Origin of the sequence: uncultured Subdoligranulum sp., from assembly GCF_963931595.1 — a bacterium.
In the GTDB taxonomy this organism is placed as follows: domain Bacteria; phylum Bacillota; class Clostridia; order Oscillospirales; family Ruminococcaceae; genus Gemmiger.
On the sequence record NZ_OZ007030.1, the window covers coordinates 1,190,843 to 1,215,504 of the forward strand.

Consider the following 24,662-nt stretch of genomic DNA (forward strand, 5'->3'; position numbering starts at 1 on the left):
CGTCTTGACCAAAAAGAGGCACCACTGACTAAGAGATTGCAATGTTCGCCACAAATTGGTAGGTCACCGATGTGACAACCGCGTCAGACAGCGTCTGCGTCTGGTAGTGTTCAGCCAGGATTTCGGCATCCGGGAAAGATTCCAGCAGCTGCTGGCGGCAGTTCCTTCGTGCCAGTGCCTCTGCCTGTTCCGGAGAATAATACAATGTCAGAACGTTGCAGCCCCACGCGGTCTCCCTTCGCAGGCAGCCCGGCAGGCTCAACCGTCCCAGACGCAGCGGTATCCATTCTATGCGGTCAGCTTCTGTGACCTCTTCTTGCTGAAGGGGCCACACACCGCCCAGAAAATACAATGTATCCCGGACGGTGGCGACATTTCCCGGAACCGTCGCAGTCCGGGAAAGAGGTTCGGAGGCCGTAAAGGTTTCTTCGCACCGGGCCAGAATTTTTCCTGACGCGCCCTGCAGAATCTCCCGTTCCTCCCGGTCCAGTCTCACGATATCCACCAGCAGTTGTCCGGCTTTCACCGTCTGCCCCGGGACAACGCAGGCGAAACCGCTTTCCGCTTCCACCGCTGTGATCACTCCGTCTGCTTTGGCATACAGCGGGCGCAGAGGCGGATCTTCCCGGATGGTCTGCGTATGTGCTACCGTATCCTCGATAAAAAGGCATCCGCCCGTAAAATTCAAGCTGACCCAGCCGAACAGGTCGCTTTGCGCCAAAGCGGCTGCTTGTGCATCTTCCAATGTGTCCTTTTGTAAAAATGTGCCTTCGCAGATCCCGCATTCTGCCAGGAGTGCACGCATGCGCTGGGAATCCGTTTGTTCCAGCGTCCCAAAATCGATGACCCAGACAAAATGCGGCAGCAGGTTCAGAAGCAGCACAAACAGAATAGCGCCCACAGGAAAGCCGGGCCGTGCCATGCAGCGTTCCAGAAAACGCCCCGGGCCGTGGCGACGAAGGATGGAAAATTCCCATCCGCCCTGTTCGGCCATTCGGCGCAGCGTGGAATAATCCCGTCCGAATCCCTGGGCGACGCAGCCGTTCTGTTTCCATCGTATATGGTCAAGCTGCAGCCCCCGGGCGGTGATGCGGTTCACGTAGCGCTGCGGGTCGGCACCACGGATCTGAAAACGGATGCGATCCGCAGCCCAGAATTTACGCTTCATTGCCAGGCTCCCCCCACTTGCTGCGGAATGAGATATCTTGTATCCTCCCCGCCAGAATCAGCCTTTTTCCGCTGAAGGATTCTATCCGAAGTTCTGCCCCATAAAATGTTACCAGAAAGTTTCCCATATCCAGACTGATCTTATCCGGCTGAAAATCCAATACCTTTCGGCACCCATCCGCGGTCAAATACCCACCCCGTAGAGAAAATTCCGGCAAACGATAGAACGCCGCGGAGGGCTGTGCCAGCAAATCATGCATTCTTGGTCTGCCTGCCTGTGTCTTGCGGAATCGCTTTCTGCGGATCTTCTGGCTCTTCATGCAGATGTTCTCCCCTTCCCGGACCGGATCATCCCAATATACGCCCCCGGAGGTGGTTTCTATGTGTAAGCGCAGGAAAAAGGTCTTTTTACCCGTGGTGCTCTGTTGCCTGTTGGGAATCCTCTTTCTGAAAGAACCCGTACTGGCCGCGGAGGGATTTGCAAATGGTCTTCGTCTGTGTACAAGTACGGTCTTGCCTGCGTTGTTTCCCTTTTTTGTACTGACCGATCTGTTGCTGACCTGCCCATTACGGAATCGTATTTTTCGGCCGGCAGCACGGCTCCTTGGCCTGGAAAATGAAATCGCCATCCCGGTCCTTGTGCTTTCCTGGGTGGGAGGGTACGCGGTTTGCGCCAAAATGGTGGGAAATCTGCAAAAGAATCGGCTGCTCAACGCCCGGGATGCCGCGCTGGTGATTCTGCTGGGCTGCTGCTCCAGTCCCGGCTTTGTGATCGGCTGCGTGGGTGGCTTGCTGATGGGAAATGTGCGGCTGGGCATCCTTTTCTATTGGCTGCAGCTTGCGGCAAACCTGGCTGCTGCCGCATTGTGTATTGGATTATTACCGCGGAAGACCGCTCAATCGGTATCTCCAAAAGCCACTGTCCCCGAATCGCTTTCTTTCTCCAACGCCATCGGCAATGCGGTCGGAAGCTGTTTGCAGGTATGCGGCTGCGTGCTGTTTTTCCGCATGACAGAAGCCGTACTGGTACCGTTTCTTCCTCAAACGGCACTTACCATACCCGTGATGAGTGCTTTTTTGGAGATCAGCGCAGGCTGTTCGGATTTTGCCGCGCTGGGCGGGCGGTATGCGCTGTATGGATGCTGCACTTGCCTGAGTGTGCTGGGGCTTTCGGTGTGGGCGCAGATTTCCTTGCTGCTCCAGGGAGCGGTGCCGCTGCGTTTGCTGCTTGTGCATCGGACGGTTCATCTGTTTGTATTTTTGGCGATGGTTGGACTTTTGGTGCGTTTTCTCCCCGGAACGGCGGTGGTATACCGCAGCATGGCGGCACGCGTTGTCACCACACAGCGGTTGCCATGGGACGCTGTAGTTCTCGTCTTTGCATTCCTGTGCGCTTCCCTTTACAAGGTCAGGCAAAACTTCTATAATAAATGAGTATATTTGACGGGGTTTGGGGTGAGGATATGTTTAAAAAGAGCTATTACGGAAGTAAAATTGCACCGGCCTGCTCCTACTGTTTGCACGGCACTCCGGCATCCGATCCCAAGATGATTCTATGCAGGCTGAAAGGCGTGGTATCTCCCTATTATTTTTGCCGGCGCTTCCAATATGATCCCCTCATGCGGGTGCCGCATCGCCAGGTGCTTCCTGAGCTGGATCCCAAAGATTTTACGCTGGAGTAAAGGAGTTTTGCATGGAACACCCCAAACAACCCAAGCGGGAAAGTCTGAAAACCTTGTGGCGGGAGAAAAGAGCCGTCACGCTGGTCTATATTTTCCTGCGCACCTCGGTCCTTCTTGTGTTGCTTGCGCAAATTTTCAATCGGAACTTTGAAAATGTTTTTCTCTGCGTCCTGACGCTGATTCTCTTCACCATGCCTTCCCTGTTGGAACGCAAACTGGATATCGATCTTCCCAATACGCTGGAGATCATCATTCTGCTGTTCATCTATGCGGCAGAAATTCTGGGAGAAATCGGTGCCTACTATGTGACTTTTCCCAACTGGGACACTGTGCTGCACACCATGAACGGCTTTCTTTGTGCAGCCATCGGCTTTTCCCTGTTGGATATCCTGAACCGCAACAGCCGCGTCAGGTTCCATCTTTCTCCCCTCTATCTGGCCATTGTAGCGTTCTGTTTTTCCATGACGGTGGGAGTTCTGTGGGAGTTCTTTGAATGCGCCATGGACCAGTTCTTTTTCTTTGATATGCAGAAGGACACTATCGTCCATGACATTGGAACGATTCTGCTGGATCCCACCGGCGGCAATCATCCAGTGGTCCTTCGCAATATCACCGATGTGATCGTTGTGCAAGCAGATGGCACCAAAACTGCGCTGGGTCTGGGCGGCTACCTGGATATTGGTCTGATGGATACCATGGAGGATCTCTTTGTCAACTTCATAGGAGCGTTGGTATTTTCCATCATCGGATATTTTTATGTGCTCAGCCGCGGAAAAGGGAAATTTGTAAAACGGTTTATTCCGGTGGCCAATGACACCGTTTCCCAGGAAAACACCACAAGCGGGGAGGAAACTTCTTTATGAATTTTATTCTTGTATCACCGAATTTTCCGGAAACGTTCCGATGGTTCGCCATCCGTCTGAAGGAAAATGGTGTCACAGTATTAGGTCTTGGTGATGCCTCCTATGAGGAACTCCATCCGGATCTGAAGAATGCCCTGACGGAATATTACAGGGTTGCGGATCTGGGCGACTATGATGACATGGTACGTGCGGTGGGGTATTTCACCTTCCGCTACGGAAAAATTGACTGGATTGAATCCAACAACGAATATTGGCTGGAGATGGACGCCGCACTGCGTACCGCCTTCAATATCACGACCGGTCCCAAATCCGATGCTATTGGGGGCTGGAAAAGCAAGCTGGCCATGAAGGAGACCTATCAGCAGGCAGGAATTCCCTGTGCCCGGTGTATTCCCGTCACCACACAAAAGGCCGCCCTTGATTTTATCAAGAAAGTCGGATATCCGGTGGTGGTTAAGCCGGATAACGGCGTGGGGGCCAACGACACCTATCGATTGGAAAACCCGGCCGATGTGGAGGACTTTTTTGCGACGCCCCCGCATGTGCCATATGTAATGGAAGAATATGTTCCGGGTGTGGTCACAACCTACGACGGAATCTGTGATTCCAAGGGTCAAGTGCTCTTTGCCGTCAGTCATATCACTCCCAACTCGATCATGGATATGGTCAACAAAGGGGTGCCCACATACTATTACATAAATGATCACGTTCCGGCAGATGTGGAGCGGATCGGACGCAAAACGTTGCAGGCCTTTAGCGTGACACGCCGATTTTTCCATCTGGAATTTTTCCGGCTGACGCAGGATAAGCCGGGACTCGGTCCCAAGGGAACGCTGCTTGGCCTGGAAGTGAATATGCGGCCGGCCGGCGGCTTTACCACCGAGATGATCGATTACAGCCAGAGCGTGGATGTCTACCAGATATACGCAGATATGGTGGCTTATGACGCATGCCGGCATACCTATATTGGCCCCAAGCGTTTTTGCGTTTATGTGGGACGCCGTGCGTATATACAGTATGCGTATTCGCTGGATCAACTGTGCCGTTCCTGCGGGTCCCACCTGTGCCGCGTAGGTGAGATGCCCCCTGCCCTGGCCGGCGCCATGGGGGATGAACTCATGATCTGCCGCTATGACAGCAAAGCGGAAATGGAACAATTCGTCCGCAAGGCGTTCACACTGCCCTCCTCCGACCATTAAGTGATTCGGTTCTGTAGAAAGCAAAAATCCCGCCCGGGATCTTTTCACAAGATCCCGGGCGGGATTTTTATGGTTTTATCGGCAAAGCGGTACAGGCGGATTAGTACATGCCGCCCATGTCACCGCCGGCGGGGGCTGCCGGAGCCGGCGGTTCCGGCAAATCGGCAACCAGGCTCTCGGTGGTCAGCACCATGGCTGCAACACTGGAAGCATTCTCCAGAGCAGAACGGGTGACCTTGGTCGGGTCGACGATGCCGGCCTCGATCATATCCTCGACGTACTCTTCCTTCTGGGCATCAAAGCCATAGTTGGCCTTGTTGGCCTTCAGGATGTTGTCGATGATCACGCTGCCTTCCAGGCCAGCGTTGGCAGCAATCTGACGCAGCGGAGCCTCCAGAGCCTTGCGGACGATCTTGGCACCCGTGCGCTCGTCGCCTTCCAGGGTATCGACGATCTTGTCGACAGCGGGAATCGCGTTGATGGTAGCGGTACCGCCGCCAGCCACAATGCCTTCTTCCACAGCGGCCTTGGTGGCGTTCAGGGCATCTTCGATGCGGAGCTTCTTATCCTTCATCTCCACTTCGGTAGCAGCACCGACTTTGATGACGGCAACGCCACCGGCCATCTTGGCCAGGCGCTCCTGCAGCTTCTCACGGTCGAAGTCGGAAGTGGCGGTAGAAATCTGGCTGCGGATCTGCGCAACGCGATCAGCAATCGCGTTCTTATCGCCGTTGCCGCCCACGATGGTGGTGTTCTCCTTGGTCACCTTGACCTGGCGGGCAGTGCCCAGCTGCTGCATGGTGGCATCCTTCAGCTCGTAGCCCAAGTCGCTGCTGATCACGGTACCACCGGTCAGGATAGCGATATCCTGGAGCATTTCCTTGCGGCGATCGCCGAAACCGGGCGCCTTGACGGCAACCACATTCAGGCCGCCGCGCAGACGGTTGATGATCAGGTTGGACAGAGCGTCGCCTTCCACATCCTCCGCGATGATCAGCAGCTTGCGGCCGGACTGGATCACCTGCTCCAGCAGAGGCACGATATCCTGGAAGACGCTGATCTTCTTGTCGGTGATCAGGACGGAGCAATCCTCGTAGACAGTCTCCATCTTCTCGGTATCCGTGACCATATAAGGAGTCACATAGCCACGGTCAAACTGCATGCCTTCCACGACCTCGGTATAGGTCTCGGCAGTGGTCTTGTTCTCTTCGATGGTGATGACGCCATCGGCAGTGACCTTCTCCATGGCGTCGGCGATCAGCTGACCAATCTCAGCGTCGCCGGCAGAAACGGTACCGACACGGGCGATATCCTTGCTGCCGTTCACCTTCTGGCTGTTGGTCTTCACAGCCTCCACAGCAGCGGCGACAGCCTTCTGCATGCCGCGCTTGATGTCCATGGGGTTGGCACCGGCGGTCACGTTCTTCATGCCCTCGTTGACCAGAGCCTGCGCCAGAACGGTCGCAGTGGTGGTGCCGTCACCGGCAGCATCGTTGGTCTTGGTCGCCACTTCGCGGACGAGCTGGGCACCCATGTTCTCAAACGGATCCTTCAGTTCGATCTCCTTGGCGATGGTCACACCGTCGTTGGTGATGAGCGGACTGCCGAATTTCTTGGCCAGCACCACGTTGCGGCCCTTGGGGCCCAGGGTAACCTTCACGGTATTTGCCAGCTGATCGATGCCTGCGCACAGCGCCTTGCGGGCTTCGGCGCCCTGTTTAATCTGTTTAGCCATAAAGCATTTCTCCTTTGTATATCAGAAAGCGTTCAGTTCAGAAAATCATTCCACCACGGCGAGAATATCGCTCTGACGGACGATGGTGCATTCCTCACCGTCAACCTTGACTTCGGTGCCGGAATACTTGCTGGTCAGCACTTTATCGCCAACCTTGACAATCATCTGAACTTCCTTGCCATCCACCATGCCACCGGGGCCGACAGCCAGAACTTCGGCAACCTGCGGCTTTTCCTTGGCGGAGCCGGACAGGATCAAACCACCCTTGGTGGTTTCTTCTTCCTCGACCAGCTTGATGACAACGCGGTCTGCAAGAGGTTTGATTTTCATAATGAAAGATCCTCCCTATTAAAAGATTTCTCTTTTTAGATTTAGTTTAGCACTCCGTTCTCTTGAGTGCTAAACATATAATAACCACTTTCGTATAAAAAATCAAGGGGTTTGGATATAAAATTTTTATGAACAATCAGATTTTTGGAGCGGAACACGCCTCCCTTGGATTCGCCGGGCAGGTTTTTCTCCCGGAGCCTGCACTGTTCACTTCCTCGGGGGCATCAGATCCCTATGACAGAAAAAGTGCCGCAGCGCTACGAAAACGCTGCGGCACTTTTATCTGGAGCTAGTAGTCGGACTTGAACCGACGACCTGCTGATTACGAATCAGCTGCTCTACCAACTGAGCCATACTAGCACGCAGAAGCAACACTACTATTATACCGATTTTTGCCGGCAAGTCAAGTCCCTGCCGCAAAAAAGTACAGTGTTGTCTGCATATTCTCAGCAGCTCACTTTGATCAGCTGTGCATAGCCATGCAGGCGTACAGGGACAGAGTCTGCCGGCAGGAACAGGCAGTCTCCGCGGAAAAACGGCAGCGCGTCGCCACCTTCAGGGAAGGCCACACCGCAGCCATCTACACACAGTAAAACCTGGAAGGAGTTGGTACCGGTGGAGACACATGCCATCCGGCGGATGCGTTTGGTGTTGATGAGCATCCGCTCCACCACGAAATACTTGCACCGGCACAAAAGCTCACTGGCACAGCCGGGTGTGTACCGTAAAACCCGCATCGGCTGCCGCGGGTTCTCGCCGCCATCCAGCCGGGCCACATCCAAAGCGCGATCAATATGAAGTGTACGGGGCTTTCCGTATTTATCTACCCTGCCGTAATCATACATGCGATAGGTTAAATTGGAACTTTCCTGGATTTCTGCAATCAACGCGCCTGCGCCGATGGCATGTACGGTTCCGGCCTGGATGTAAAACACATCGTCTTTGTGGATCTGTACGCGCCGGAGGTAGTGCTCCACCGTGCCGTCCGCAAGGCTTTTGCGCAGGGTTTCCCGGTCAATGGGCCGATTGAAGCCATAGATCAGTTCCGCGTTTTCCGACGCATCCAGCACATACCACATCTCATTTTTGCCGGACTGACCATCTTCGTTCTGCATGGCGTATTCATCGCTGGGATGTACCTGTACCGATAAATCTCTCTTGGCGTCAATGAACTTGATGAGAACCGGCAGTTCTCCGTCAGCCGACTGCGGATGCGTCCCCAGATACTCAGGATGGCTGCGCAGCACGTCCCGCAGCGTCTGCCCGGCAAAAGGACCGCTGGCCACGGTACTCAGGCCGTCCGGATGGGTGGAGCACTCCCAGGTCTCCGCCAGAGGCTGAAGATCTATACCCTTGGAGAAATCATCGTTCAGGCGATTGCCGCCCCACAGATAATCTTTGCCCACAGGGCGAAGCAGAAACGGATTATTTTTCGAGAGGGAATTTTTGTTTGTCATGCACACTGATCTCCTTGCCCAACTGCACCTCAATCAACTTGAGTTCGGTATCGGCAATGATGGTATGACGGCACCCGGCTTGCATGGTAACCACATCACCAGCCTGCACAGGCTGCTCCATACCGTCCACAATAGTCCGGCCCTTACCGGCAATCACCGTCCACACTTCGTCGCGGCGGCTGTGGCTGTGGTAATTCATCTGATGACCAGGATTGAGCGTCACTTTGATGGTCATGCTCTCGTCTTCCACATCCAGCACGCGGAAACTGCCCCAGGACTTCTCGGCAAACATGACCTGCTGATTGATGGCATCCACATAGGGCTTGATATAGCTGGACTGTTCCTTATCGGAAACCAGAATTCCTTCCGGGCTGGCCGAAACCACCACGTCTTTCAGGCCCATGCAGAGAACCGGCACATCCAACTCATTGAGCACATGCACATTCTGGCAGCTGTCATTCAGGATGGCCTTGCCAATGCTGGCGTCCTCCATCGCTTCGGTCAGGGTGTTCCAGGTGCCCATGTCTTTCCATTGCCCGGCAAAGCGCATCACCTGAATGTTGGGTTCCTTCTCCACCACTGCATAGTCAAAGCTGATCTTCTGCAGCGTTTCATACTTGGCAAAAAGATCCTGATAGTCCGTGAAGTCCAGCAGTTCGTGAGCACGGTCCCATACATACTGCAGCTTATAGGCAAAGACGCCTCCGTTCCAGAGGGCCCCTTGGGCAATATAGGCAGCAGCAGTCTGGGCGTCAGGTTTTTCCTTAAAAGTTTTTACCTTGCTGACGGAGTCGGCCGTTTCCGGGATGATATAGCCATACTTTTCGCTGGGATAGGTGGGCTCGATTCCCATAAGGGAAAGATTGGCGTTTCCCTGCGCAGCCAGATCCGAAAGCTTTTTCAGTGCCTCAAAGTAATCGTTGTTGACATAGGGATCCACCGGGCAAACCACGACGGGCTCCTCCAGCCCCACACCCTTTACATCATGCAGATACGCCGTGGCCAGGGCAATGGCCGGGAAGGTATCGCGGCGGCAGGGTTCCACACAGACGCCCACCGCATCCCCCAGTTGGTTATGGATGGAGCTGACCTGCGCCTTGCTGGTGGCGATGGTAACGGTTGCATCGCGGTCCACCTCGGTGATCTGGCGGTAGACACGCTGTACCATGGATTCATATCCGTCTGCCGTCTTGAAAATCTTGATGAACTGTTTTGAACGAATATCGTTGGACAGCGGCCACAGGCGCTTGCCGGAACCGCCGGAGAGCAAAATGATATGCATAGGTTTCTCCCTTTTCTGTGAATGAACCGATCAGCGTTCAGCCCGCATGGGATTGTGGAGGAAATCTTCGTATGCCAGGCGCAGGCCGTCTTCCAGCTCGGTCTTGTAGGTCCAGCCAAGCTTGGTCGCCTTGCTCACATCCAGCAGCTTCCGCGGGGTACCGTTGGGTTTGGTGGGATCCCACTCGATCTTTCCCGTATATCCAACCACTTTGGCCACCAGTTCCGTCAATTCCTTGATGGTCAGTTCCTTGCCGGTGCCGGCGTTGACGGTTTCATTGCCGGAATAGTTGTTCATCAGGAAGACGCAGAGATTGGCAAGGTCATCCACATACAGGAACTCACGCAGCGGACTGCCATCGCCCCAGCAGGTCACGCTGGGAAGATTCTGCTCCTTGGCCTCGTGGAACCGGCGAATCAGCGCCGGAACCACATGGCTGTGGGTGGGATGGTAGTTATCGTTGGGACCGTACAGGTTGGTGGGCATCACGCTGATATAGTCGGTACCGTACTGCCGGTTCAGGTATTCGCAATACTTCAGGCCGCTGATCTTCGCCAGGGCATACGCTTCGTTAGTCTTTTCCAGGGCGCTTGTCAGCAGGCAGTCTTCCTTCATGGGCTGCGGCGCCATACGCGGGTAAATGCAGCTGGAGCCGAGAAACTCCAGCTTCTTGCATCCATTCTTCCAGGCGGAATGGATGACGTTCATTTCCAGGGTCATGTTGTCGTACATGAAATCGGCCAGCGCTTCTTCATTTGCCACAATACCGCCTACCTTGGCCGCCGCAAGAAAAACATACTCCGGTTTTTCTTCGGCAAAGAACTTCTCCACGGCCTCCTGGCGGCAGAGGTCCAGTTCCTTGTGGGTGCGGGTGATGATATTGTTGTAGCCCTGCCGCTGAAGTTCCCGCACAATGGCACTGCCCACCATGCCGCGATGGCCGGCCACATAAATTTTCGCATTCTTTTCCATCATAATCGATTACTTCTTTCCGTTCTCTGTCTGTTTGCGCAAGAAATTATTTGACGACGCCCTTTTCCAGGTATTCCGCAAGATTGGTCTGGATATGCTCTTCGGCACGTTCCACCGCAACCTTCTTCATATCGTGGTCCACCATAATCCGAACCAGCTCCTCGAAGCTGGTTTTGGTGGGATTCCATCCCAGTTCCGTCTTGGCCTTGGTGGGGTCACCCCATAGGTTGACCACATCGGTAGGACGGTAGAAATCGGGACTGACCTCCACCAGCACCTTGCCGGTGGCGCGGTCAATGCCCTTTTCCTCCATGCCATCGCCCACAAAATCCAGTTCAATGCCGGCATCGTGGAAAGCAAGCTGGCAGAACTCCCGCACCGAGTGCTGAACGCCGGTGGCAATGACGTAATCCTCGGGTTTATCGTGCTGCAAAATCAGCCACATGCACTCCACATAGTCTTTGGCATATCCCCAGTCCCGCAAGCTGGACAGGTTGCCCAGATACAGCTTGTCCTGCTTGCCCTGGGCAATCCGCGCGGCAGCCAGGGTGATTTTCCGGGTGACAAACGTCTCGCCGCGGCGTTCGGATTCATGGTTGAAGAGGATTCCGGAGCAGCAGAACATGTTGTAGGCTTCCCGGTATTCCTTGACGATCCAGAAGCCGTACTGCTTGGCAACAGCATAAGGGCTGTAAGGGTGGAAAGGGGTTTTCTCGTTCTGGGGGACTTCCTCCACCTTGCCATACAGCTCACTGGTGGATGCCTGGTAGATGCGGCAGGTCTGGGTCAGACCGCAGAGGCGCACAGCCTCCAGCACGCGCAGCACACCGGTGGCCACCACGTCAGCCGTATATTCCGGCACATCAAAGCTGACCTGCACGTGGCTCTGTGCGGCCAGATTATAGATTTCGTCGGGACGCACGCTGCCAATCACGGCCATGAGGCTCATGGAATCTCCCAGATCGCCGTAATGCAGATGGAAATGGGGATGCCCTTCCAGATGGGCGATGCGCTCCCGGTAGTCCACCGAAGAACGGCGGATGATGCCGTGCACGTCGTACCCTTTTTCCAGCAAAAATTCGGCCAGATAGCTGCCGTCTTGCCCGGTCACGCCGGTGATCAATGCCTTTTTCATACGTTGCTTCACCTTTCTGCTTGATCGAATCGCACAGAACAAACCATGCGTTTTATCATTTCTGTTTGCTATTTTAACGTGATTTTCTTTGCCGATACAGAGAAAATCTTGCAAAAGACTAGCATTATATTGACTTTTTTCGTATACTGTAAACAGGAACTGCGAGGTGATTGGTTATGGATACCCCACTGTTTGACGGCAAGCTGGTGCATTCCAGCCGTATCATTTATACGCCCTCCCCCTTTGCCAGAGCAAGCCTTTTGCATCTGCAGGAAGTGGGCAGTCTGCAGGCCCGTCAGCCCCATGACAGCGCCCGCAAAGATCTGTCTTCGTATCTGTTTTTCCTGGTGGAGCATGGCTCCGGACTGCTGGAATACGAGGGTATATCCCATACGCTGAACGCCGGAGATTGCGTTTTTCTGGATTGTCGAAAGCCGTATCTCCACCGTACCGGCAAAGATCTCTGGACTTTGCGGTGGGCGCATTTTTTCGGCCCCAATATGGGGGCCATCTACAAAAAATACCAGGAACGGGGCGGCCAGCCAGTGTTTCGCCCCCGGAGCCCGGAACACTTTGCGCAATTGCTGCAGGAGTTGTATCGGCTGGCATCTTCTGATGATTATGTGCGGGATATGCAGATTTATGGCAAACTGGTGGAGCTGCTGACCCTGCTGATGGAAGAGAGCTGGCACCCCGGAACGGCCCGTGTCACCCATGGCAAGAAGCAGAATCTGCAGGAAATCAAAGAATATCTTGACACACATTTCACGGAAAAAATCACATTGGATCATCTTTCCGAAAAATTTTATATCAACAAATTCTATCTGACCCGCGTTTTCAAGGAGCAGTTCGGGCAGTCAGTCACAGCCTATCTGGTTCAGCTGCGCATCACCCAGGCAAAACGGATGCTGCGTTTCACGGATCATAATATGGAGGCCATCGCGCAGGACTGCGGGCTGAGCGATGCCAATTACTTTGCGCGCCTTTTCAAAAAAGTAGAAGGGATTTCGCCCGGCGAATACCGTCGCCAGTGGTAAGGATGACAGCATTTTCCATCGCATCAGGACCACCTTGTTCTTGACAGGTTCTGCAATCCATGGTATGGTAGTGCCAATAAAACACCGTGTGGATTTTTACAGTGTTATGCTACTTTTCGCCACACAATGGTTCCCTATGAGCCATTGTGTGGCTTTTTTGCGCTTTTAACGAAAGGATCGTACCAATGAATGCCACCTTCATGAAAGAAAAGCCTGTTTTTCCGCTGTTGACTTCCATGGCCCTGCCAATGGTATTTTCCATGCTGGTCAATGCCTTGTACAATATCGTGGACAGTCTTTTTGTGGCGCGTATCAGCGAAGACGCCATGACGGCTCTTTCGCTGGTATTCCCGATGCAGAATCTTATTAATGCCATTGCTATCGGTTTTGGGGTAGGTATCAGTGCTCAGATTGCCCTGCATCTCGGTGCCGGTTCCCAGCAACGCGCGGATACCGCCGCCACTCATGGCATGCTGTATTCCCTGCTTCATGGAATCCTCATCACTGTGATCAGCCTTGCCATCACCCGGGACTTTCTGGCGGCGTTCACCCAAAACGAGACCGTCATCCAGCTGGGCACCACCTACGCCAGCATTGCCTTTTCCTTCTCCACCATCGTCATGGGAGCCCTCTCGTTCGAAAAGATGTACCAGGCCGTCGGACGTATGAAGATCACCATGTGCGCTTTGGTAGTCGGGACCATCTGCAACATTCTGCTGGATCCCCTGTTGATTTTTGGAATCGGTCCCTTCCCTGCCATGGGGATTGCCGGCGCTGCACTGGCCACCGGCATCGGACAGACACTGACACTGTGCATCTATATTCTGTACTATCGCACGCAGGATCTGCCGGTGCATCTGCACCGCAGCTGTATGCATCCCAGCCGCAAGATGGACTTGCAGCTGTATGCCATCGGAATTCCCGCCATCCTGAACCTTGCGCTGCCCTCGGTTCTGATCTCCTTCCTGAATGCCGTTTTGTCCGTATTCTCCCAAAGTTATGTGGTGGTGCTGGGAATCTACTACAAACTCCAGACCTTTTTATATCTGCCCGGCAGCGGCATTGTCCAGGGGATGCGTCCCCTGATTGCCTATAATTATGGAGCCGGAGAATCCACTCGTGTGCGCAAGATCTACCGCCTTACGCTTGGGCTTTGTGCCGCCATTATGGCACTGGGAACGCTTCTGTGTCTGATCCTTTCCGAGCGGCTGATTTCCCTGTTCACCTCCAATCCGGAGACCATCCAGATCGGCCAGCAGGCGCTGCGCATTATCAGCTGTGGTTTTATCATTTCCGCCGTGTCCGTAGCCTCCTCCGGGGCACTGGAAGGCCTTGGCAGGGGCTTTGCATCTCTTATCATCTCTCTGTTCCGATACAGCATTGCCATCATGCCTTTGGCCTGGATACTCTGCCGCTGTTTGGGCCCCGCCGGTGTCTGGCACGCGTTCTGGATCACCGAGGTGATTTCCGCGGTCATTTCCGTAGTGGTATACCGCAGAAGTGTAAAACTTCCGTAAAATCGACTTTTTTGGCTTGTACCACGGTATCTGTTGCGGTATCATACAAATACATGCAGAAAAAGGAGACCGGAAGATGCCGCTGAATCTGGAGCAAATCAAAAAGAGTGAAGAAATCAACAGCTATATTCGCAAGGCGGACGAAAGCCTGTCGGCGCTGGGCTATACGGAACACAGTTACGCCCATGCAGGCAGGGTTTCCGCTCTGGCAAGCGAGATTCTGCGGAAACTGGGATACGAGGAACGTACGGCGGAACTGGCGGCCATCGCCGGCTGGATGCACGATATCGGAAACATTGTCAACCGGCACGACCATGCGCAAAGCGGTGCGATCATGGCCTTCCGGATTCTGGACAAAATGGGCGCTGCTCCCGACGAGGTGGCCACTGTCATCACGGCCATCGGCAACCACGACGAAGGTACCGCCTACCCCGTCAACGCTGTGGCTGCGGCGCTGATTCTGGCCGATAAAACCGATGTACGCACCAACCGTGTCCGCAACCAGGACCCCGCCACTTTTGACATTCACGATCGTGTCAACTATGCCGTAAAGGAAAGCCAGGTTCTCGTAGAAGGCGGCACGATTCTGCTGCGGCTGCGGATTGATACAACCTCCTGCGCATTGATGGACTACTTCGAAATTTTTCTGGATCGCATGCGATTGTGCCGTGAGGCTGCCAAGGTGTTGGGCCAGACCTTCGCGTTGGAAATCAACGGCCAAAAAATGATCTGATACAGGGCAAAGGACCGACTGTGAAAATGCACAGCCGGTCCTTTGTTGGTTCAGGCATCCACTACAAGTCTTGCAAAAAGCGTTTGCGTGTATGGGGCACGATTTGTATAAAGGTGGCCTCTTTTGAAAAATCACGGCTCCGATGCAGGCTGGAAGGTCACCGAAACCGTACCGTTCCCCAGCGACCGCGCCAGCCCGTCCGGAGCATCCACATGCCCGATTCTGGTATACTGGTAGTGCGTGGAAAAATCCTTGTAAAACAGCACTACGCAATCCGAACCGAAGAGCATCAGATCCCCCGTGTGAATCGAACCAACCGACTCCGGATCAGCAGGAAGGGTCTGGTCCAGGTAAACATATTTTTCGTTCCCGTTCAGTTCCTGCATATTGACTTGCAGGGGAAGAAGTTCCGAAAATGCCTGTGCGGTCTCGTTGTTGCACAGGGTAACGGTATGATCTGTCTTTCCTATCTGAATTTTCATGGATGGCATATCCGCATCTTCTCCTTCATCCGACCCGGCCTGCACCGGGGCAGCTGTTTCCTCCGTCTGCCGGAAAACCGATGACGTTTCCGACGCAACCGTAGGGACTTCATTCCGGGTCTGGCAGCCGGTCAGCAGAAACACTGCCAGCAGCAAGGCCAGGCCCTCAGCCAATCGCCTTGCCCGCTTCATAGGCTTGCTCCAGTGCCGGGTGCCGGGCGATTTCTCCCGACGCAGTCACGCCTCCGGCAAAAATAACTCCGGCCAGAGACGCCTTTTCAAAGCAATCGATCCAGCCCTTCAGCCCATGGACGCTCCCTTCCACGGTATTCGGTTCATTCTCCGCTGCACTTGCCAGAAGATAGACCGAGCAGAAGGTATAGTCCCGGGTATACAAAGGGTTGCAGCGATCCAACAGCGTTTTCAGCTGCCCGGAAAGCCCATAGTAATAGACGGGAGACGCAAAGGCAATCACATCCGCGTGGCCGATGGTTTCGGCAATGGCAACGGCATCATCCGATATCACACAGTGTCCGGTCCTCTGGCAGGCCAGACACCCCTGACAAAAGGATATGGATTTTCCCTTGAGGCTGATCATTTCCACAGTGTGCCCCGCCTCCCGGGCTCCGCGGGCAAAAGCCTGTGCCAGTGCGTCAGAATTGCTGTTTTTGCGCAGGCTGCTCGTTACGATAACCACGTTTTTAGGCATGTTTGGTATCCTCCTTTTCCTCAGCGCAGCAGAGATTTTTCTGCGTGCCGATCAGAATCTTGCCGAACGAGTGCGGATCATCCCGGATGATCTCCCCCACGACCGGCAGATAAATATGTCCGGCCAGCGGGTTCTTTACACTCAATACCGGCGTCGTGATTTCCGCTTCCACTTCGGACTTTTCAAAGCACAGATCCGTATCGATCATCTCACAGTCAATGAGCTTCAGATTCTTACAGTAACAGAAAGGCTGTGTCCCGATGATTTTGCAGTGTTCCAGCGTCAGGCCATCGGAATACCAGGCAAGATACTCCCCTTTGATTACGCTGTTGCGTACCGTCACATTTTTTCCGTGCCAGAAAGCATCCTTCGTATCAAAGCTGCAATCGGTAAAGGTAGCATTTTCGATATACTGGAAGGAGTATTTTCCCTGGAAATGCACGTGGTTCAGCTGAATATTGCGGGCGCGGAGCAAAAAGTATTCGCTCTTCGCGGTACAGTCCTCCATGCGGATGCCGTCGACGGACCATCCAAATTCCGGCGAATCGATGTCACAGCGCGCCAGGGAAACATCCCCACACTCCCGCACAGCCTTGATGCCATGCAGCTTGGTATCCGTGATTTCAACATGATGGGAATACCACAGAGCCGCCCGGCACAAGGGCGTCAGTTCACTGTCGCGGATGGTGAGACAATCGTCATGCCAGAACGGATACCGCAGGTTCATAAAGCAGTGTTCCACCCGCACATGCCGGCTTTCTTTCAAGGCGCTTTCGCCGTCTGCCGGGCCATCAAAACGGCAGTCCTGTACCACGATCCCGTCGCTTCCATACAGTGCGCGTTCTTCATCAAAGGATTGGTTTTCCAAAACGATCATGCAATCTTCTCCTTCCTGGAGCCTTTAGTCCAGTTCCCTGCGGAAAAATTCCGTGATGGCATCAAACGGGATCACATCCGTACGATCATAGAGATCTGTGTGAACCGCGCCGGGAATCAGCATCAGGTGTTTGTTATCGGTATAGGGGTTTCCCCGCATCATATCCGCGTAGGCGTCCCTGGTAAAATAGCAGGAGTGGGCTTTTTCGCCATGAATCATCAGTACAGCGCTGCGGATCTCGTTGGTGTAGCGCAGGATCGGCTGGTTCATAAAGGACATGCACCCAATCACATTCCATCCGCCGTTGGAATTCAGCGGACGGACATGATACCCGCGCGGGGTCTTGTAGTAATCATAATAGTCCTTCACAAAGAAGGGGGCATCTTCCGGCAGAGGATCCACCACACCGCCGCCCAGCGCATACGTGCCTGCGCGATAGTCTTCGGTTCGCTGTGCATTCAGTGCCTGCCGCTTGGCATAGCGGGCATCGGCAGAATCTTCGCCGTCAAAATACCCGTTGGCGTTGATGCGCGCCATATCATACATGGTGGACGTGACCGTTGCTTTGACGCGGGTATCGAGTGCAGCCGTGTTCAACGCCATGCCGCCCCAGCCGCAGATCCCGATGATGCCGATCTTGTCCGGGTCCACTTCCTCCAGCGCGGAGAGATAATCCACGGCAGCCTGAAAATCCTCTGTGTTGATATCAGGGGAAGCCATATACCGGATATCTCCGCCGCTTTCTCCTGTAAAGGACGGATCAAAGGCCAGTGTCAGAAACCCGCGTTCCGCCATGGTCTGGGCATACAGTCCGGATGCCTGCTCCTTTACCGCGCCAAAGGGGCCGCAGACAGCGATAGCCGCCAGCCGTTTTCCTTTAGCGTTTTTCGGGGTATACAAATCTCCCGCCAGTTCGATGCCGTATCGATTATGAAAAATTACTTTCTTATGATCCACTTGCTTGCTCTCAGGGAACGTTTTGTCCCATTCCTGCGTTACAATCTTTGCTTTTTGCATGATACTTGCCTCCGTTCCTGTTCGTCCTCCTGCCGCATGATGTAGACAAGATGGTCCAAACAATCGATCTTATACTGAATGCGGTGAAGCTTCTGCAGAAGCGCCGCCTTTTGACAGGAAAGCAGCCGATACTGCTCACACCTGCACTGCCTCGCCTCGAGATCCAAGTATTGCGCAACCACCGGCATCGTACAGCCTGCATCTTTCAGATTGCGCCGAATCCGAAAGGCTTGCTCCTCGCTGATCTCTTTCATGGGCGGCCTCCTTTCTGTCCCTATTCTAGTTTTCTTTTCCCAAAAGAGCAAATACTTATTTTTTCGTTTATGATATTCTTGAAAGGCATATCACAATTGCGTATACTGGAGGAAAAGGAGGCGAACATTTCGTATGGAGATTCGCGTTTTGCGCTACTTTCTGGCTGTGGCGCGGGAAGAAAGTATCACCGCCGCCGCAAATTTTTTGCACCTTACACAGCCGACCCTCTCAAGGCAAATCCACGACCTGGAAGAGGAGCTGGGGCAAAAGCTTCTGATCCGGAAAAGTCATCGTATCGCTTTGACGCCGGAGGGGATGCTTCTTCGCAAGCGTGCCGAAGAAATTCTTTCCATGGTGGACAAAACGGAGTCCGAGTTCCACTCCCTGGAAACCACCATCAGCGGAGATGTATATATCGGAAGCGGTGAGACGCAGGCAGTCCGCCAGATTGCAGGGATCATCCACCGCCTTCAGCGGGATTACCCGGCCATCCATTACCACATGCACAGTGGCAATGCACAGGATATCACAGATCGTCTAGACAATGGTCTGCTGGACTTCGGATTGCTCATCCAGCCTGCCGACATCACCAAATACGACTCCCTTGTGCTGCCTGCCAAGGACGTATGGGGCGTCATTATGCGCAAAGACAGTCCTCTGGCTGCAAAGCCTTTTGTGCAGAAGGAAGACCTGCGCACGGTACCATTGCTATGCTCCCGCCAGGCGATTCTTTCCCAACGGCACGGCAACGCCTTTGCCTCCTGGTTTGGCTCCGAGTTCGAAAAGTTGAACATCGTTTGTACCTACAATCTGATTTATAATGCCGCCATTATGGTGGAGGAAGGCATCGGATATGCGGTCACCCTGGACAATCTCGCCAACACTTCCGCCAACAGCGCCCTGTGCTTTCGCCCGCTCTCTCCGAAGCTGGAGTCGGGTCTGAATATGGTCTGGAAGAAATATCAGGTGTTTTCTCCCGCAGCGGAGATTTTTTTGCAGCGCCTTCAGGAGGCCTTTGCCACCTGAATGTTTTCGTGTACAATCTGTCGGACGGAATGCGGGATGTCAGCCCAATGCTCCAGCACGGGAACGCATAAAGTATAAAGTCTCTCGTGTAACCTGGGAGCGGTCGACAGTCCCTTCGAATGCACGGATATCTCCTTGACATACATAAGTGGTTTTACGTTTTCGCATCGAAAGTCGGTGGTCATGAAATCCATCTCCAATTGTATTGTCCCTCGCAAAATAAAAATGGGCGCTCACAAAAAGCGTGAGCGTCCATTTTTTCTTGTGAAAATATTTTGACTTACCGTATTGTTGGATCCTCCCTCACAAAGACATAGGTGGATTCGTCGGATCGTTCCGGTGAAAAAGCAAAGTGCATCCGATCAAAGCCTTGGAGTTCTTCCGGCCTTTTCACCTGATGTTCTGCCATATAGCGCACCATCTCCCCGCGGGCCATCTTGCACAGCGTGGCCTTCTCCACGATTTTGTCTGCCTTTTTCTCTCCGAAGATACAGCTTACAAAACGAACAGAATCGGGCAAATAGCGGGAAATACAGACGCTGTATTCCTTGGAAGCCAGATTCACAATGCAGTCTGTCTGTGCAAACAGGGATTTTGCCAGACAGTCTCCCCAAAATGCGTAGACATCTTTAGCTCCGGCCACCGGCAGTTTTGCCTGCATCTCCAGGCGATAGGGCGTAACTCCGTCAAAGGGGCGCAACAATCCATAAAAGCCGGAAAGAATACGCAGATGCTGCTGTACGTACGCCAGTTCGTTTTCGCTGAAAACGCCCGGAGCCATATAGCGATACTGGATTCCCTCGTAACTGAGGATGGCCGGGGTAAGATTCCTGCGCAGGTCCATCTTTTGCAAACGTTCCACATTGAGTTGCGCCAACTGATCATTGCACTTCCACACGCGCTTGATTTCAGCGTAGGACAGGGCGCGCAGCCCCCGGTACAGTTGCTCGGTTTTGTCCAGAAAATCCGGAAGATCCTGCCAGGGAAGACTGTCACAATCCACCTTCATCTTTTTTGCCGGTGAAATGATGATTTTCATACTGTTGCTCTCCGTCATGGCCCCGCGAAACTTGCAAGGGAACGAGGTCAAAACCGGTTATTGTACCGCGGCAAGATAATCCAGGATCTCGGCCGCGTTGGTGTCCGGCTTCACCTTGGGCATGGCTTTTTCGATGTTCCCCTGGGGATCGATGATATAGGTGGAACGAACCACGCCCATGCTCACTTTGCCGTACAGTTTTTTCTCCTGCCATACGCCATAGGATTCGATTGCCTGCCGTTCCGGATCCGAGAGCAGAATAAAGGGCAAATCATATTTTTGTGCAAACTTCAGGTGCGACGCCACGGAATCCTTGCTGATGCCAATCACAACCACATCCTGGCGGCGGAACCCGTCAAAATTCTGGGCGAAGGCGCACGCCTGCCGTGTACATCCCGGCGTATTGTCGCGGGGATAAAAATACAAGACCACGCGTTTTCCTCTGAAATCAGAAAGACTTACCTCTTTGCCATTCTGATCCGGCAAAGTGAAGTCCGGTGCTTTGGTGCCAACTTCCAGCATATCTATGCTCCTTTCCTGATAATGCATTCAGTATACGCATCGACCGGCATCCCCGTCAAGAGGCAATATCACAAAATTCAGACACGGTTCTGGCACCATATCATTTCATTGATCATGCCCAGTACAAACAGGTGCGCGGGATAATACCAGTAAAAAAGTTTTTTGGCTCGGATGCGTCCTTTGCCCTGTTGGTCATACAGCAAAATCGGAATACAGGCTGCTGCGCAAAACAGTGCATTCACGAAATTCCCGGCCAGAATGCCATAGAATACGACACTCCACAACGCGAGGAATAACGCCTGCTGTACTTTGTCAGAAAGAAACGCAAATCCGACAATCAGTACGACGCCCATCAGTCCCGTGCCGTAATCTGCGGGAAGCCCATAGCCCATCAGAAGAATCGGCGCAGCGCAAAACAAAAGAAGTCTATCCGCTCGCTTCCACCTTTCCCGGCAGGAAAGGACATAAAGGCAAAAGAATGCCACAAGAAACGTATAAAAAACGTTTGTATGTTCCCCCAGAATCCAGAAGCCCCGTACCTGCCACCGAACACCGGGAATCAGCGCTGTAACGGCTACCAGAAGGAGATCGCGCCGCAAATGCCTGTGTGTCACAAAACGCCAATAGATGCCCACTGCAACCATCGCGAAAAACAAACAGGGCAACTCGATCCAAAACACAGAGGCTTTTTCAGTTGCGGGAATAAAATTTGACGCACTGAATGCCATGGTAAACGGGATCTGTGCTGCTGCCGCCCCCGCAGCAAGATTACCAAAATAACGGGTCCGATCATGGGTTTTATGCCACCCCTGTGCCAGACAAAACGCAAAAAGAGGAAAGGATGCCCGGCCTAATGTGCGCAAACCAGCTGAATCCGCGGGCAACACGCCCCAGCCCTGCGGGCCAAAAACGAAGCCGATATGATCAGCCGTCATCAGCAGAAGCGCGAGGAGTTTAAGGAAAAATTGCGTCACTTGTAACTCTCCTTCGTAGTCCCGGGGGTAGTCGTATTGTTGGCGGACCAGTTTTTTGTGGCGCATTCTGTCAACGGCAGATGGCCTGAGCGTCCCACATCCAAAGGGACCGTAGACTTTTCCATGGCGCTTCCGGTTACAGGCAGAAGGAATATGCTCCGCAGGACACAGTTTTTCGTCAATTCCGTCGTGATATCAGGAGTTTGCTTGTCCGGGACTTGCTGGCGACAACGAGCGTTTTCTTTCCCCGGCCCTCTAGATTTCCAGGAATTCTTTCATTGTCTGCCTGGCGGCCGCAAAATCGCACTTTCCCAGGCGGTAGAGCTCCAATGCGGATTGCTCCTCCATGGAATAGGTACTCATTCGGACGGGCGCAGATGGTGCAAATACAAAAGCCCGTCCCTCCTGTTCCAGTGCTCTGACTTCCTGCAAATTTTGGTTATAGGATTCATGTCGATGATCGATGGCCTGCACGACCTTCGGATATTTGCGGCAGAACCGACTGTACAAAAAACGGAACTTTTGCGGTTTGCGCCGATAATCCCGGTTTTTGGACAGAATCACCACCAGCCGGTCACAGCCCTGAGACAATGCACGTTTTACCGGAATCGCGTCGGAAAGCCCGCCATCATAGTAGGGAATCCCTTGCAGAAGCACCGGGCGGCAAACCGCCGGAATCGCACTGGAAGCCATCAGAAGCCTGTAGTCATCCTGATGCAGCATTTCTTTTCCGAAATATTCCGCCTGCCCGGTGAGCGCATTGGTGACTACCGCCTCGTATCGGGTGGGATTCTTCATGATTGCGGCATAATCAAGAGGGTCCTCACCATCGGAGCGCGTTAAAGTGCCGTAAATATACTGCAGGCCAAAAAGATCCCCCGTTTTTAGAAAACTGCGCCAGCCAAAGTAGTGCGGCGAATGAATGTGCTTGGTAAAAAAGCGCAGATTGCGTCCCGATTGTCCCGCCAGATAAGACGCCAGATTTCCGGATCCTGCAGAAACACCAATGCAATAGTCAAACGAAATGCCATTTTCCAGGAAGGCGTCCAAAATCCCCGCGTTGTAGGCGCACTTCATCCCGCCGCCTTCCACCACCAGACCTGTGTAATGCTTCATACTTTTATCTTTCTCCCCACATCCCGGCAATTTTTTCTAACGGAAGATATGCTTGTTATCTCACCGCATCGTATATCCGATGCAATGTCGGGTTTACAGAATTTTCTTCCAATCACATAAGTAGTAGCATAGTAACACCCGATTTTCTTCTTGTCAACGTCCGGCTATACTCATTATTACAGCGACGGAGCGGTACCCTCTTTGCCCCACCTGTCAAGTATTAATACCAGACTGCCCTGTTCAAAAAGGGATACACGACCAGTGCCTGTGCCAATTGCCGACCAACGTAGTAATGGGTTCCCCATGATGGTTGCCCGCGATTCCAGGGGTGTCTTATGGTGGAGCATAATATGGTTCCAGAATGTATTTGCCAGATTCCATAATTCAATTCAAGGAGATTGACTCTTGCTCATCGGAACGTCCAGGCCATATGTGCGCAATTGCAAACTTTTTCCCTGGCAAATACACAAAAAGCCGCGGGAACGAATCCCACGGCTTTCCAGCTGACCTTGACAGCCCTTGTTTGGTCCGAGTGGCGAGTTATGGAGATCAGTCCGCCCAATGGGGGTTCCGATAGATAGCCCGGCCTACACCGATCAGATCGGCACAGCCCTCCTCCAGGAGCTCTTCCGCCTGGGCCGGGGTGGTGCCCCCGCCAGTCAGAAGAACCGGGATCTCCACCGCCTGCTTTGCGGCCCGGGACATATCCTGGAAATACCCCGGCTCCTGATGGCCCGGACGGACAAATCCATTCATGCCGCCGGTGAGGTGGAGCAGGTCTGCCCCGCTTTCCGCCAGAATCCGGCAGGCCGCAGTGGAATCTTCCAGGGTGCTGCCCCCCTCCTGGTAATCGCAGCCCCCCCAGCCGGACCGCCACAGGGAAATCCTCCCCTGCCGCCTGGCGCACCGCCTGCAGTACCTCCCGATGGAACCGGGTCCGGTTTTCCACCGACTGGGAGCCATAGGCGTCGGTCCGGTGATTTGCCAGGGGCGAATAGAACTGATTCAGCAGATAGCCGTGGGCCGCGTGGATTTCTACCCCATCGAAGCCCGCCTCTCTGGCCCACCGGGCGGCCTCGCCAAATGCCTGAGCCGTCTCCTGGATCTGCCGGACCGTCATTTCTGCAGGCAGTTCTTTCTGCTGCTTGGGGTGACAGAGGGCACTGGGGCCAACCGGCGTCTGCCCCGTTACCTGGGAAGAGGCAGCGGTGCCGGCATGGCTCAGCTGGGCAAAGATTTTCACCCCTTCCTGGTGCACGCAGTCGGTCAAACGCCGCCAACCGGGGATGGCTGCATCCTCTGCCATGGAGGTCTGGCCGGGATGGGCTTTGCCCTGCTGGTTGACATAGCTGTGTTCAGTGATGATGAGGCCGATCTTGCTGTACCGGGCACGCTCCTGGTAATAGGCGCAGACCGCGTCGGTGATGCCGCCGGCTTCATCGGCTTTGGCGGTGGCCATGGGCGGCATCACCAGGCGTTTTTTCAAGGTCAGCCCATGGATGGTAATAGGTTCAAACAAACGCGACATAGATAAAT

Annotated in this window: 25 protein-coding genes and 1 tRNA gene; 7 read left to right on the plus strand and 19 right to left on the minus strand. The window is 53.8% G+C overall.

Going from position 1 to position 24,662, the window contains the following annotated elements:
- Positions 1 to 28: 28 nt before the first annotated feature.
- Together ABGT73_RS05620 and ABGT73_RS05625 are read right to left on the minus strand one after the other, a co-directional pair.
- Positions 29 to 1,168 carry a sporulation protein YqfD gene (locus tag ABGT73_RS05620; RefSeq protein WP_346668826.1) on the minus strand — a complete coding sequence of 380 codons (1,140 nt, stop codon included), beginning with the start codon at positions 1,166 to 1,168 and terminating at the stop codon, positions 29 to 31.
- Complete coding sequence (locus ABGT73_RS05625) at positions 1,158 to 1,487, minus strand: YabP/YqfC family sporulation protein (protein ID WP_346668827.1); 330 nt, start codon at positions 1,485 to 1,487, stop codon at positions 1,158 to 1,160. The genes ABGT73_RS05620 and ABGT73_RS05625 overlap by 11 nt, the downstream gene beginning before the upstream one ends.
- A 61-nt stretch (positions 1,488 to 1,548) precedes the next feature.
- Between ABGT73_RS05625 and ABGT73_RS05630 the strand changes: the two genes are divergently transcribed.
- The 3 genes from ABGT73_RS05630 (at position 1,549) to ABGT73_RS05640 (ending at position 4,911) form a co-directional block, all read left to right on the plus strand.
- A complete protein-coding gene (locus ABGT73_RS05630; protein ID WP_346668828.1) occupies positions 1,549 to 2,601 on the plus strand; it encodes a hypothetical protein in 1,053 nt (350 codons plus the stop codon).
- Positions 2,602 to 2,860: 259 nt separating this feature from the next.
- Positions 2,861 to 3,712 carry a hypothetical protein gene (locus tag ABGT73_RS05635; protein WP_346668829.1) on the plus strand — a complete coding sequence of 284 codons (852 nt, stop codon included), beginning with the start codon at positions 2,861 to 2,863 and terminating at the stop codon, positions 3,710 to 3,712.
- Positions 3,709 to 4,911: a carbamoylphosphate synthase large subunit gene (locus ABGT73_RS05640; protein WP_346668830.1), complete on the plus strand. Its 1,203-nt coding sequence runs from the start codon at positions 3,709 to 3,711 to the stop codon at positions 4,909 to 4,911. Before ABGT73_RS05635 ends, ABGT73_RS05640 begins: the two co-directional genes overlap by 4 nt.
- Before the next feature lie 100 nt (positions 4,912 to 5,011).
- Here ABGT73_RS05640 and groL read toward each other — a convergent pair whose 3' ends face one another.
- From groL to gmd, 7 genes are all read right to left on the minus strand, one after another.
- Complete coding sequence (groL, locus tag ABGT73_RS05645) at positions 5,012 to 6,646, minus strand: chaperonin GroEL (protein WP_346668831.1); 1,635 nt, start codon at positions 6,644 to 6,646, stop codon at positions 5,012 to 5,014.
- 45 nt (positions 6,647 to 6,691) lie between these two features.
- The gene (locus ABGT73_RS05650) at positions 6,692 to 6,976 is read right to left on the minus strand and encodes a co-chaperone GroES (protein ID WP_007046300.1); all 285 of its coding nucleotides are present in this window, start codon (positions 6,974 to 6,976) and stop codon (positions 6,692 to 6,694) included.
- A gap of 284 nt (positions 6,977 to 7,260) precedes the next feature.
- Positions 7,261 to 7,336: transfer RNA gene (locus ABGT73_RS05655), tRNA-Thr, on the minus strand.
- A gap of 86 nt (positions 7,337 to 7,422) precedes the next feature.
- Positions 7,423 to 8,433, minus strand: a complete 1,011-nt coding sequence (locus tag ABGT73_RS05660) for a type I phosphomannose isomerase catalytic subunit (RefSeq protein ID WP_346668832.1) — start codon at positions 8,431 to 8,433, stop codon at positions 7,423 to 7,425.
- Complete coding sequence (locus ABGT73_RS05665; protein WP_346668833.1) at positions 8,402 to 9,715, minus strand: sugar phosphate nucleotidyltransferase; 1,314 nt, start codon at positions 9,713 to 9,715, stop codon at positions 8,402 to 8,404. Before ABGT73_RS05665 ends, ABGT73_RS05660 begins: the two co-directional genes overlap by 32 nt.
- 30 nt (positions 9,716 to 9,745) lie before the next feature.
- Complete coding sequence (locus ABGT73_RS05670) at positions 9,746 to 10,690, minus strand: GDP-L-fucose synthase (RefSeq protein ID WP_346668834.1); 945 nt, start codon at positions 10,688 to 10,690, stop codon at positions 9,746 to 9,748.
- 43 nt (positions 10,691 to 10,733) lie between these two features.
- Entirely contained in the window at positions 10,734 to 11,822 is a 1,089-nt protein-coding gene (gene gmd / locus ABGT73_RS05675) for a GDP-mannose 4,6-dehydratase (protein WP_346668835.1), read from the minus strand.
- A 176-nt stretch (positions 11,823 to 11,998) separates the two neighbouring features.
- Here gmd and ABGT73_RS05680 point away from each other — a divergent pair, with 176 nt between their 5' ends.
- The 3 genes from ABGT73_RS05680 (at position 11,999) to ABGT73_RS05690 (ending at position 15,109) form a co-directional block, all read left to right on the plus strand.
- Complete coding sequence (locus ABGT73_RS05680) at positions 11,999 to 12,859, plus strand: AraC family transcriptional regulator (RefSeq protein WP_346668836.1); 861 nt, start codon at positions 11,999 to 12,001, stop codon at positions 12,857 to 12,859.
- A 185-nt stretch (positions 12,860 to 13,044) separates the two neighbouring features.
- Complete coding sequence (locus ABGT73_RS05685) at positions 13,045 to 14,376, plus strand: MATE family efflux transporter (protein ID WP_346668837.1); 1,332 nt, start codon at positions 13,045 to 13,047, stop codon at positions 14,374 to 14,376.
- A gap of 76 nt (positions 14,377 to 14,452) precedes the next feature.
- Positions 14,453 to 15,109, plus strand: coding sequence for an HD domain-containing protein (locus ABGT73_RS05690; protein WP_346668838.1), 657 nt, complete (start codon positions 14,453 to 14,455; stop codon positions 15,107 to 15,109).
- Between the two features lie 131 nt (positions 15,110 to 15,240).
- Here the strand turns inward: ABGT73_RS05690 and ABGT73_RS05695 are convergent, their stop codons facing one another.
- The 5 genes from ABGT73_RS05695 to ABGT73_RS05715 are packed head-to-tail and all read right to left on the minus strand — an operon-like array spanning position 15,241 to position 18,448.
- Positions 15,241 to 15,783 carry a cyclophilin-like fold protein gene (locus ABGT73_RS05695; RefSeq protein ID WP_346668839.1) on the minus strand — a complete coding sequence of 181 codons (543 nt, stop codon included), beginning with the start codon at positions 15,781 to 15,783 and terminating at the stop codon, positions 15,241 to 15,243.
- Positions 15,758 to 16,300 carry a flavodoxin family protein gene (locus ABGT73_RS05700; protein ID WP_346668840.1) on the minus strand — a complete coding sequence of 181 codons (543 nt, stop codon included), beginning with the start codon at positions 16,298 to 16,300 and terminating at the stop codon, positions 15,758 to 15,760. Before ABGT73_RS05700 ends, ABGT73_RS05695 begins: the two co-directional genes overlap by 26 nt.
- The gene (locus ABGT73_RS05705) at positions 16,293 to 17,177 is read right to left on the minus strand and encodes a DUF3737 family protein (protein ID WP_346668841.1); all 885 of its coding nucleotides are present in this window, start codon (positions 17,175 to 17,177) and stop codon (positions 16,293 to 16,295) included. Before ABGT73_RS05705 ends, ABGT73_RS05700 begins: the two co-directional genes overlap by 8 nt.
- 24 nt (positions 17,178 to 17,201) lie before the next feature.
- Positions 17,202 to 18,194, minus strand: coding sequence for an alpha/beta hydrolase (locus ABGT73_RS05710; protein ID WP_346668842.1), 993 nt, complete (start codon positions 18,192 to 18,194; stop codon positions 17,202 to 17,204).
- Positions 18,173 to 18,448 carry a hypothetical protein gene (locus ABGT73_RS05715; RefSeq protein WP_346668843.1) on the minus strand — a complete coding sequence of 92 codons (276 nt, stop codon included), beginning with the start codon at positions 18,446 to 18,448 and terminating at the stop codon, positions 18,173 to 18,175. Before ABGT73_RS05715 ends, ABGT73_RS05710 begins: the two co-directional genes overlap by 22 nt.
- A 133-nt stretch (positions 18,449 to 18,581) precedes the next feature.
- Here ABGT73_RS05715 and ABGT73_RS05720 point away from each other — a divergent pair, with 133 nt between their 5' ends.
- On the plus strand, positions 18,582 to 19,475 hold the full coding sequence (locus ABGT73_RS05720) for a LysR family transcriptional regulator (protein ID WP_346668844.1): 894 nt from the start codon (positions 18,582 to 18,584) through the stop codon (positions 19,473 to 19,475).
- A gap of 280 nt (positions 19,476 to 19,755) precedes the next feature.
- Here ABGT73_RS05720 and yaaA read toward each other — a convergent pair whose 3' ends face one another.
- The 5 genes from yaaA to ABGT73_RS05745 form a co-directional block, all read right to left on the minus strand.
- Positions 19,756 to 20,514 (minus strand): peroxide stress protein YaaA, encoded by a 759-nt coding sequence (gene yaaA, locus ABGT73_RS05725; protein WP_346668845.1) that lies wholly within the window; start codon positions 20,512 to 20,514, stop codon positions 19,756 to 19,758.
- Between the two features lie 57 nt (positions 20,515 to 20,571).
- Positions 20,572 to 21,036 carry a thioredoxin-dependent thiol peroxidase gene (bcp, locus tag ABGT73_RS05730; protein WP_346668846.1) on the minus strand — a complete coding sequence of 155 codons (465 nt, stop codon included), beginning with the start codon at positions 21,034 to 21,036 and terminating at the stop codon, positions 20,572 to 20,574.
- Between the two features lie 77 nt (positions 21,037 to 21,113).
- Positions 21,114 to 22,010 carry a TraX family protein gene (locus ABGT73_RS05735; RefSeq protein ID WP_346668847.1) on the minus strand — a complete coding sequence of 299 codons (897 nt, stop codon included), beginning with the start codon at positions 22,008 to 22,010 and terminating at the stop codon, positions 21,114 to 21,116.
- A gap of 255 nt (positions 22,011 to 22,265) precedes the next feature.
- The gene (locus ABGT73_RS05740) at positions 22,266 to 23,126 is read right to left on the minus strand and encodes a patatin family protein (RefSeq protein ID WP_346668848.1); all 861 of its coding nucleotides are present in this window, start codon (positions 23,124 to 23,126) and stop codon (positions 22,266 to 22,268) included.
- Between the two features lie 409 nt (positions 23,127 to 23,535).
- Positions 23,536 to 24,654: an NADH:flavin oxidoreductase gene (locus ABGT73_RS05745; RefSeq protein ID WP_346668849.1), complete on the minus strand. Its 1,119-nt coding sequence runs from the start codon at positions 24,652 to 24,654 to the stop codon at positions 23,536 to 23,538.
- Between the last annotated feature and the right edge of the window lie 8 nt (positions 24,655 to 24,662).

What these genes read in the sequence shown, in the direction of transcription:
- ABGT73_RS05715 (WP_346668843.1), bottom strand. Translation starts at nt 18,448, where the DNA reads ATGAAAGAGATCAGCGAGGAGCAAGCCTTTCGGATTCGGCGCAATCTG.
- yaaA (WP_346668845.1), bottom strand. Translation starts at nt 20,514, where the DNA reads ATGAAAATCATCATTTCACCGGCAAAAAAGATGAAGGTGGATTGTGAC.
- ABGT73_RS05670 (WP_346668834.1), bottom strand. Translation starts at nt 10,690, where the DNA reads ATGATGGAAAAGAATGCGAAAATTTATGTGGCCGGCCATCGCGGCATG.
- ABGT73_RS05695 (WP_346668839.1), bottom strand. Translation starts at nt 15,783, where the DNA reads ATGAAGCGGGCAAGGCGATTGGCTGAGGGCCTGGCCTTGCTGCTGGCA.
- ABGT73_RS05720 (WP_346668844.1), top strand. Translation starts at nt 18,582, where the DNA reads ATGGAGATTCGCGTTTTGCGCTACTTTCTGGCTGTGGCGCGGGAAGAA.
- bcp (WP_346668846.1), bottom strand. Translation starts at nt 21,036, where the DNA reads ATGCTGGAAGTTGGCACCAAAGCACCGGACTTCACTTTGCCGGATCAG.
- ABGT73_RS05640 (WP_346668830.1), top strand. Translation starts at nt 3,709, where the DNA reads ATGAATTTTATTCTTGTATCACCGAATTTTCCGGAAACGTTCCGATGG.
- ABGT73_RS05710 (WP_346668842.1), bottom strand. Translation starts at nt 18,194, where the DNA reads ATGCAAAAAGCAAAGATTGTAACGCAGGAATGGGACAAAACGTTCCCT.
- ABGT73_RS05630 (WP_346668828.1), top strand. Translation starts at nt 1,549, where the DNA reads ATGTGTAAGCGCAGGAAAAAGGTCTTTTTACCCGTGGTGCTCTGTTGC.
- ABGT73_RS05620 (WP_346668826.1), bottom strand. Translation starts at nt 1,168, where the DNA reads ATGAAGCGTAAATTCTGGGCTGCGGATCGCATCCGTTTTCAGATCCGT.
- ABGT73_RS05700 (WP_346668840.1), bottom strand. Translation starts at nt 16,300, where the DNA reads ATGCCTAAAAACGTGGTTATCGTAACGAGCAGCCTGCGCAAAAACAGC.
- ABGT73_RS05660 (WP_346668832.1), bottom strand. Translation starts at nt 8,433, where the DNA reads ATGACAAACAAAAATTCCCTCTCGAAAAATAATCCGTTTCTGCTTCGC.
- ABGT73_RS05705 (WP_346668841.1), bottom strand. Translation starts at nt 17,177, where the DNA reads ATGATCGTTTTGGAAAACCAATCCTTTGATGAAGAACGCGCACTGTAT.
- ABGT73_RS05650 (WP_007046300.1), bottom strand. Translation starts at nt 6,976, where the DNA reads ATGAAAATCAAACCTCTTGCAGACCGCGTTGTCATCAAGCTGGTCGAG.
- ABGT73_RS05745 (WP_346668849.1), bottom strand. Translation starts at nt 24,654, where the DNA reads ATGTCGCGTTTGTTTGAACCTATTACCATCCATGGGCTGACCTTGAAA.
- ABGT73_RS05690 (WP_346668838.1), top strand. Translation starts at nt 14,453, where the DNA reads ATGCCGCTGAATCTGGAGCAAATCAAAAAGAGTGAAGAAATCAACAGC.
- groL (WP_346668831.1), bottom strand. Translation starts at nt 6,646, where the DNA reads ATGGCTAAACAGATTAAACAGGGCGCCGAAGCCCGCAAGGCGCTGTGC.
- ABGT73_RS05635 (WP_346668829.1), top strand. Translation starts at nt 2,861, where the DNA reads ATGGAACACCCCAAACAACCCAAGCGGGAAAGTCTGAAAACCTTGTGG.
- gmd (WP_346668835.1), bottom strand. Translation starts at nt 11,822, where the DNA reads ATGAAAAAGGCATTGATCACCGGCGTGACCGGGCAAGACGGCAGCTAT.
- ABGT73_RS05625 (WP_346668827.1), bottom strand. Translation starts at nt 1,487, where the DNA reads ATGAAGAGCCAGAAGATCCGCAGAAAGCGATTCCGCAAGACACAGGCA.
- ABGT73_RS05685 (WP_346668837.1), top strand. Translation starts at nt 13,045, where the DNA reads ATGAATGCCACCTTCATGAAAGAAAAGCCTGTTTTTCCGCTGTTGACT.
- ABGT73_RS05740 (WP_346668848.1), bottom strand. Translation starts at nt 23,126, where the DNA reads ATGAAGCATTACACAGGTCTGGTGGTGGAAGGCGGCGGGATGAAGTGC.
- ABGT73_RS05680 (WP_346668836.1), top strand. Translation starts at nt 11,999, where the DNA reads ATGGATACCCCACTGTTTGACGGCAAGCTGGTGCATTCCAGCCGTATC.
- ABGT73_RS05665 (WP_346668833.1), bottom strand. Translation starts at nt 9,715, where the DNA reads ATGCATATCATTTTGCTCTCCGGCGGTTCCGGCAAGCGCCTGTGGCCG.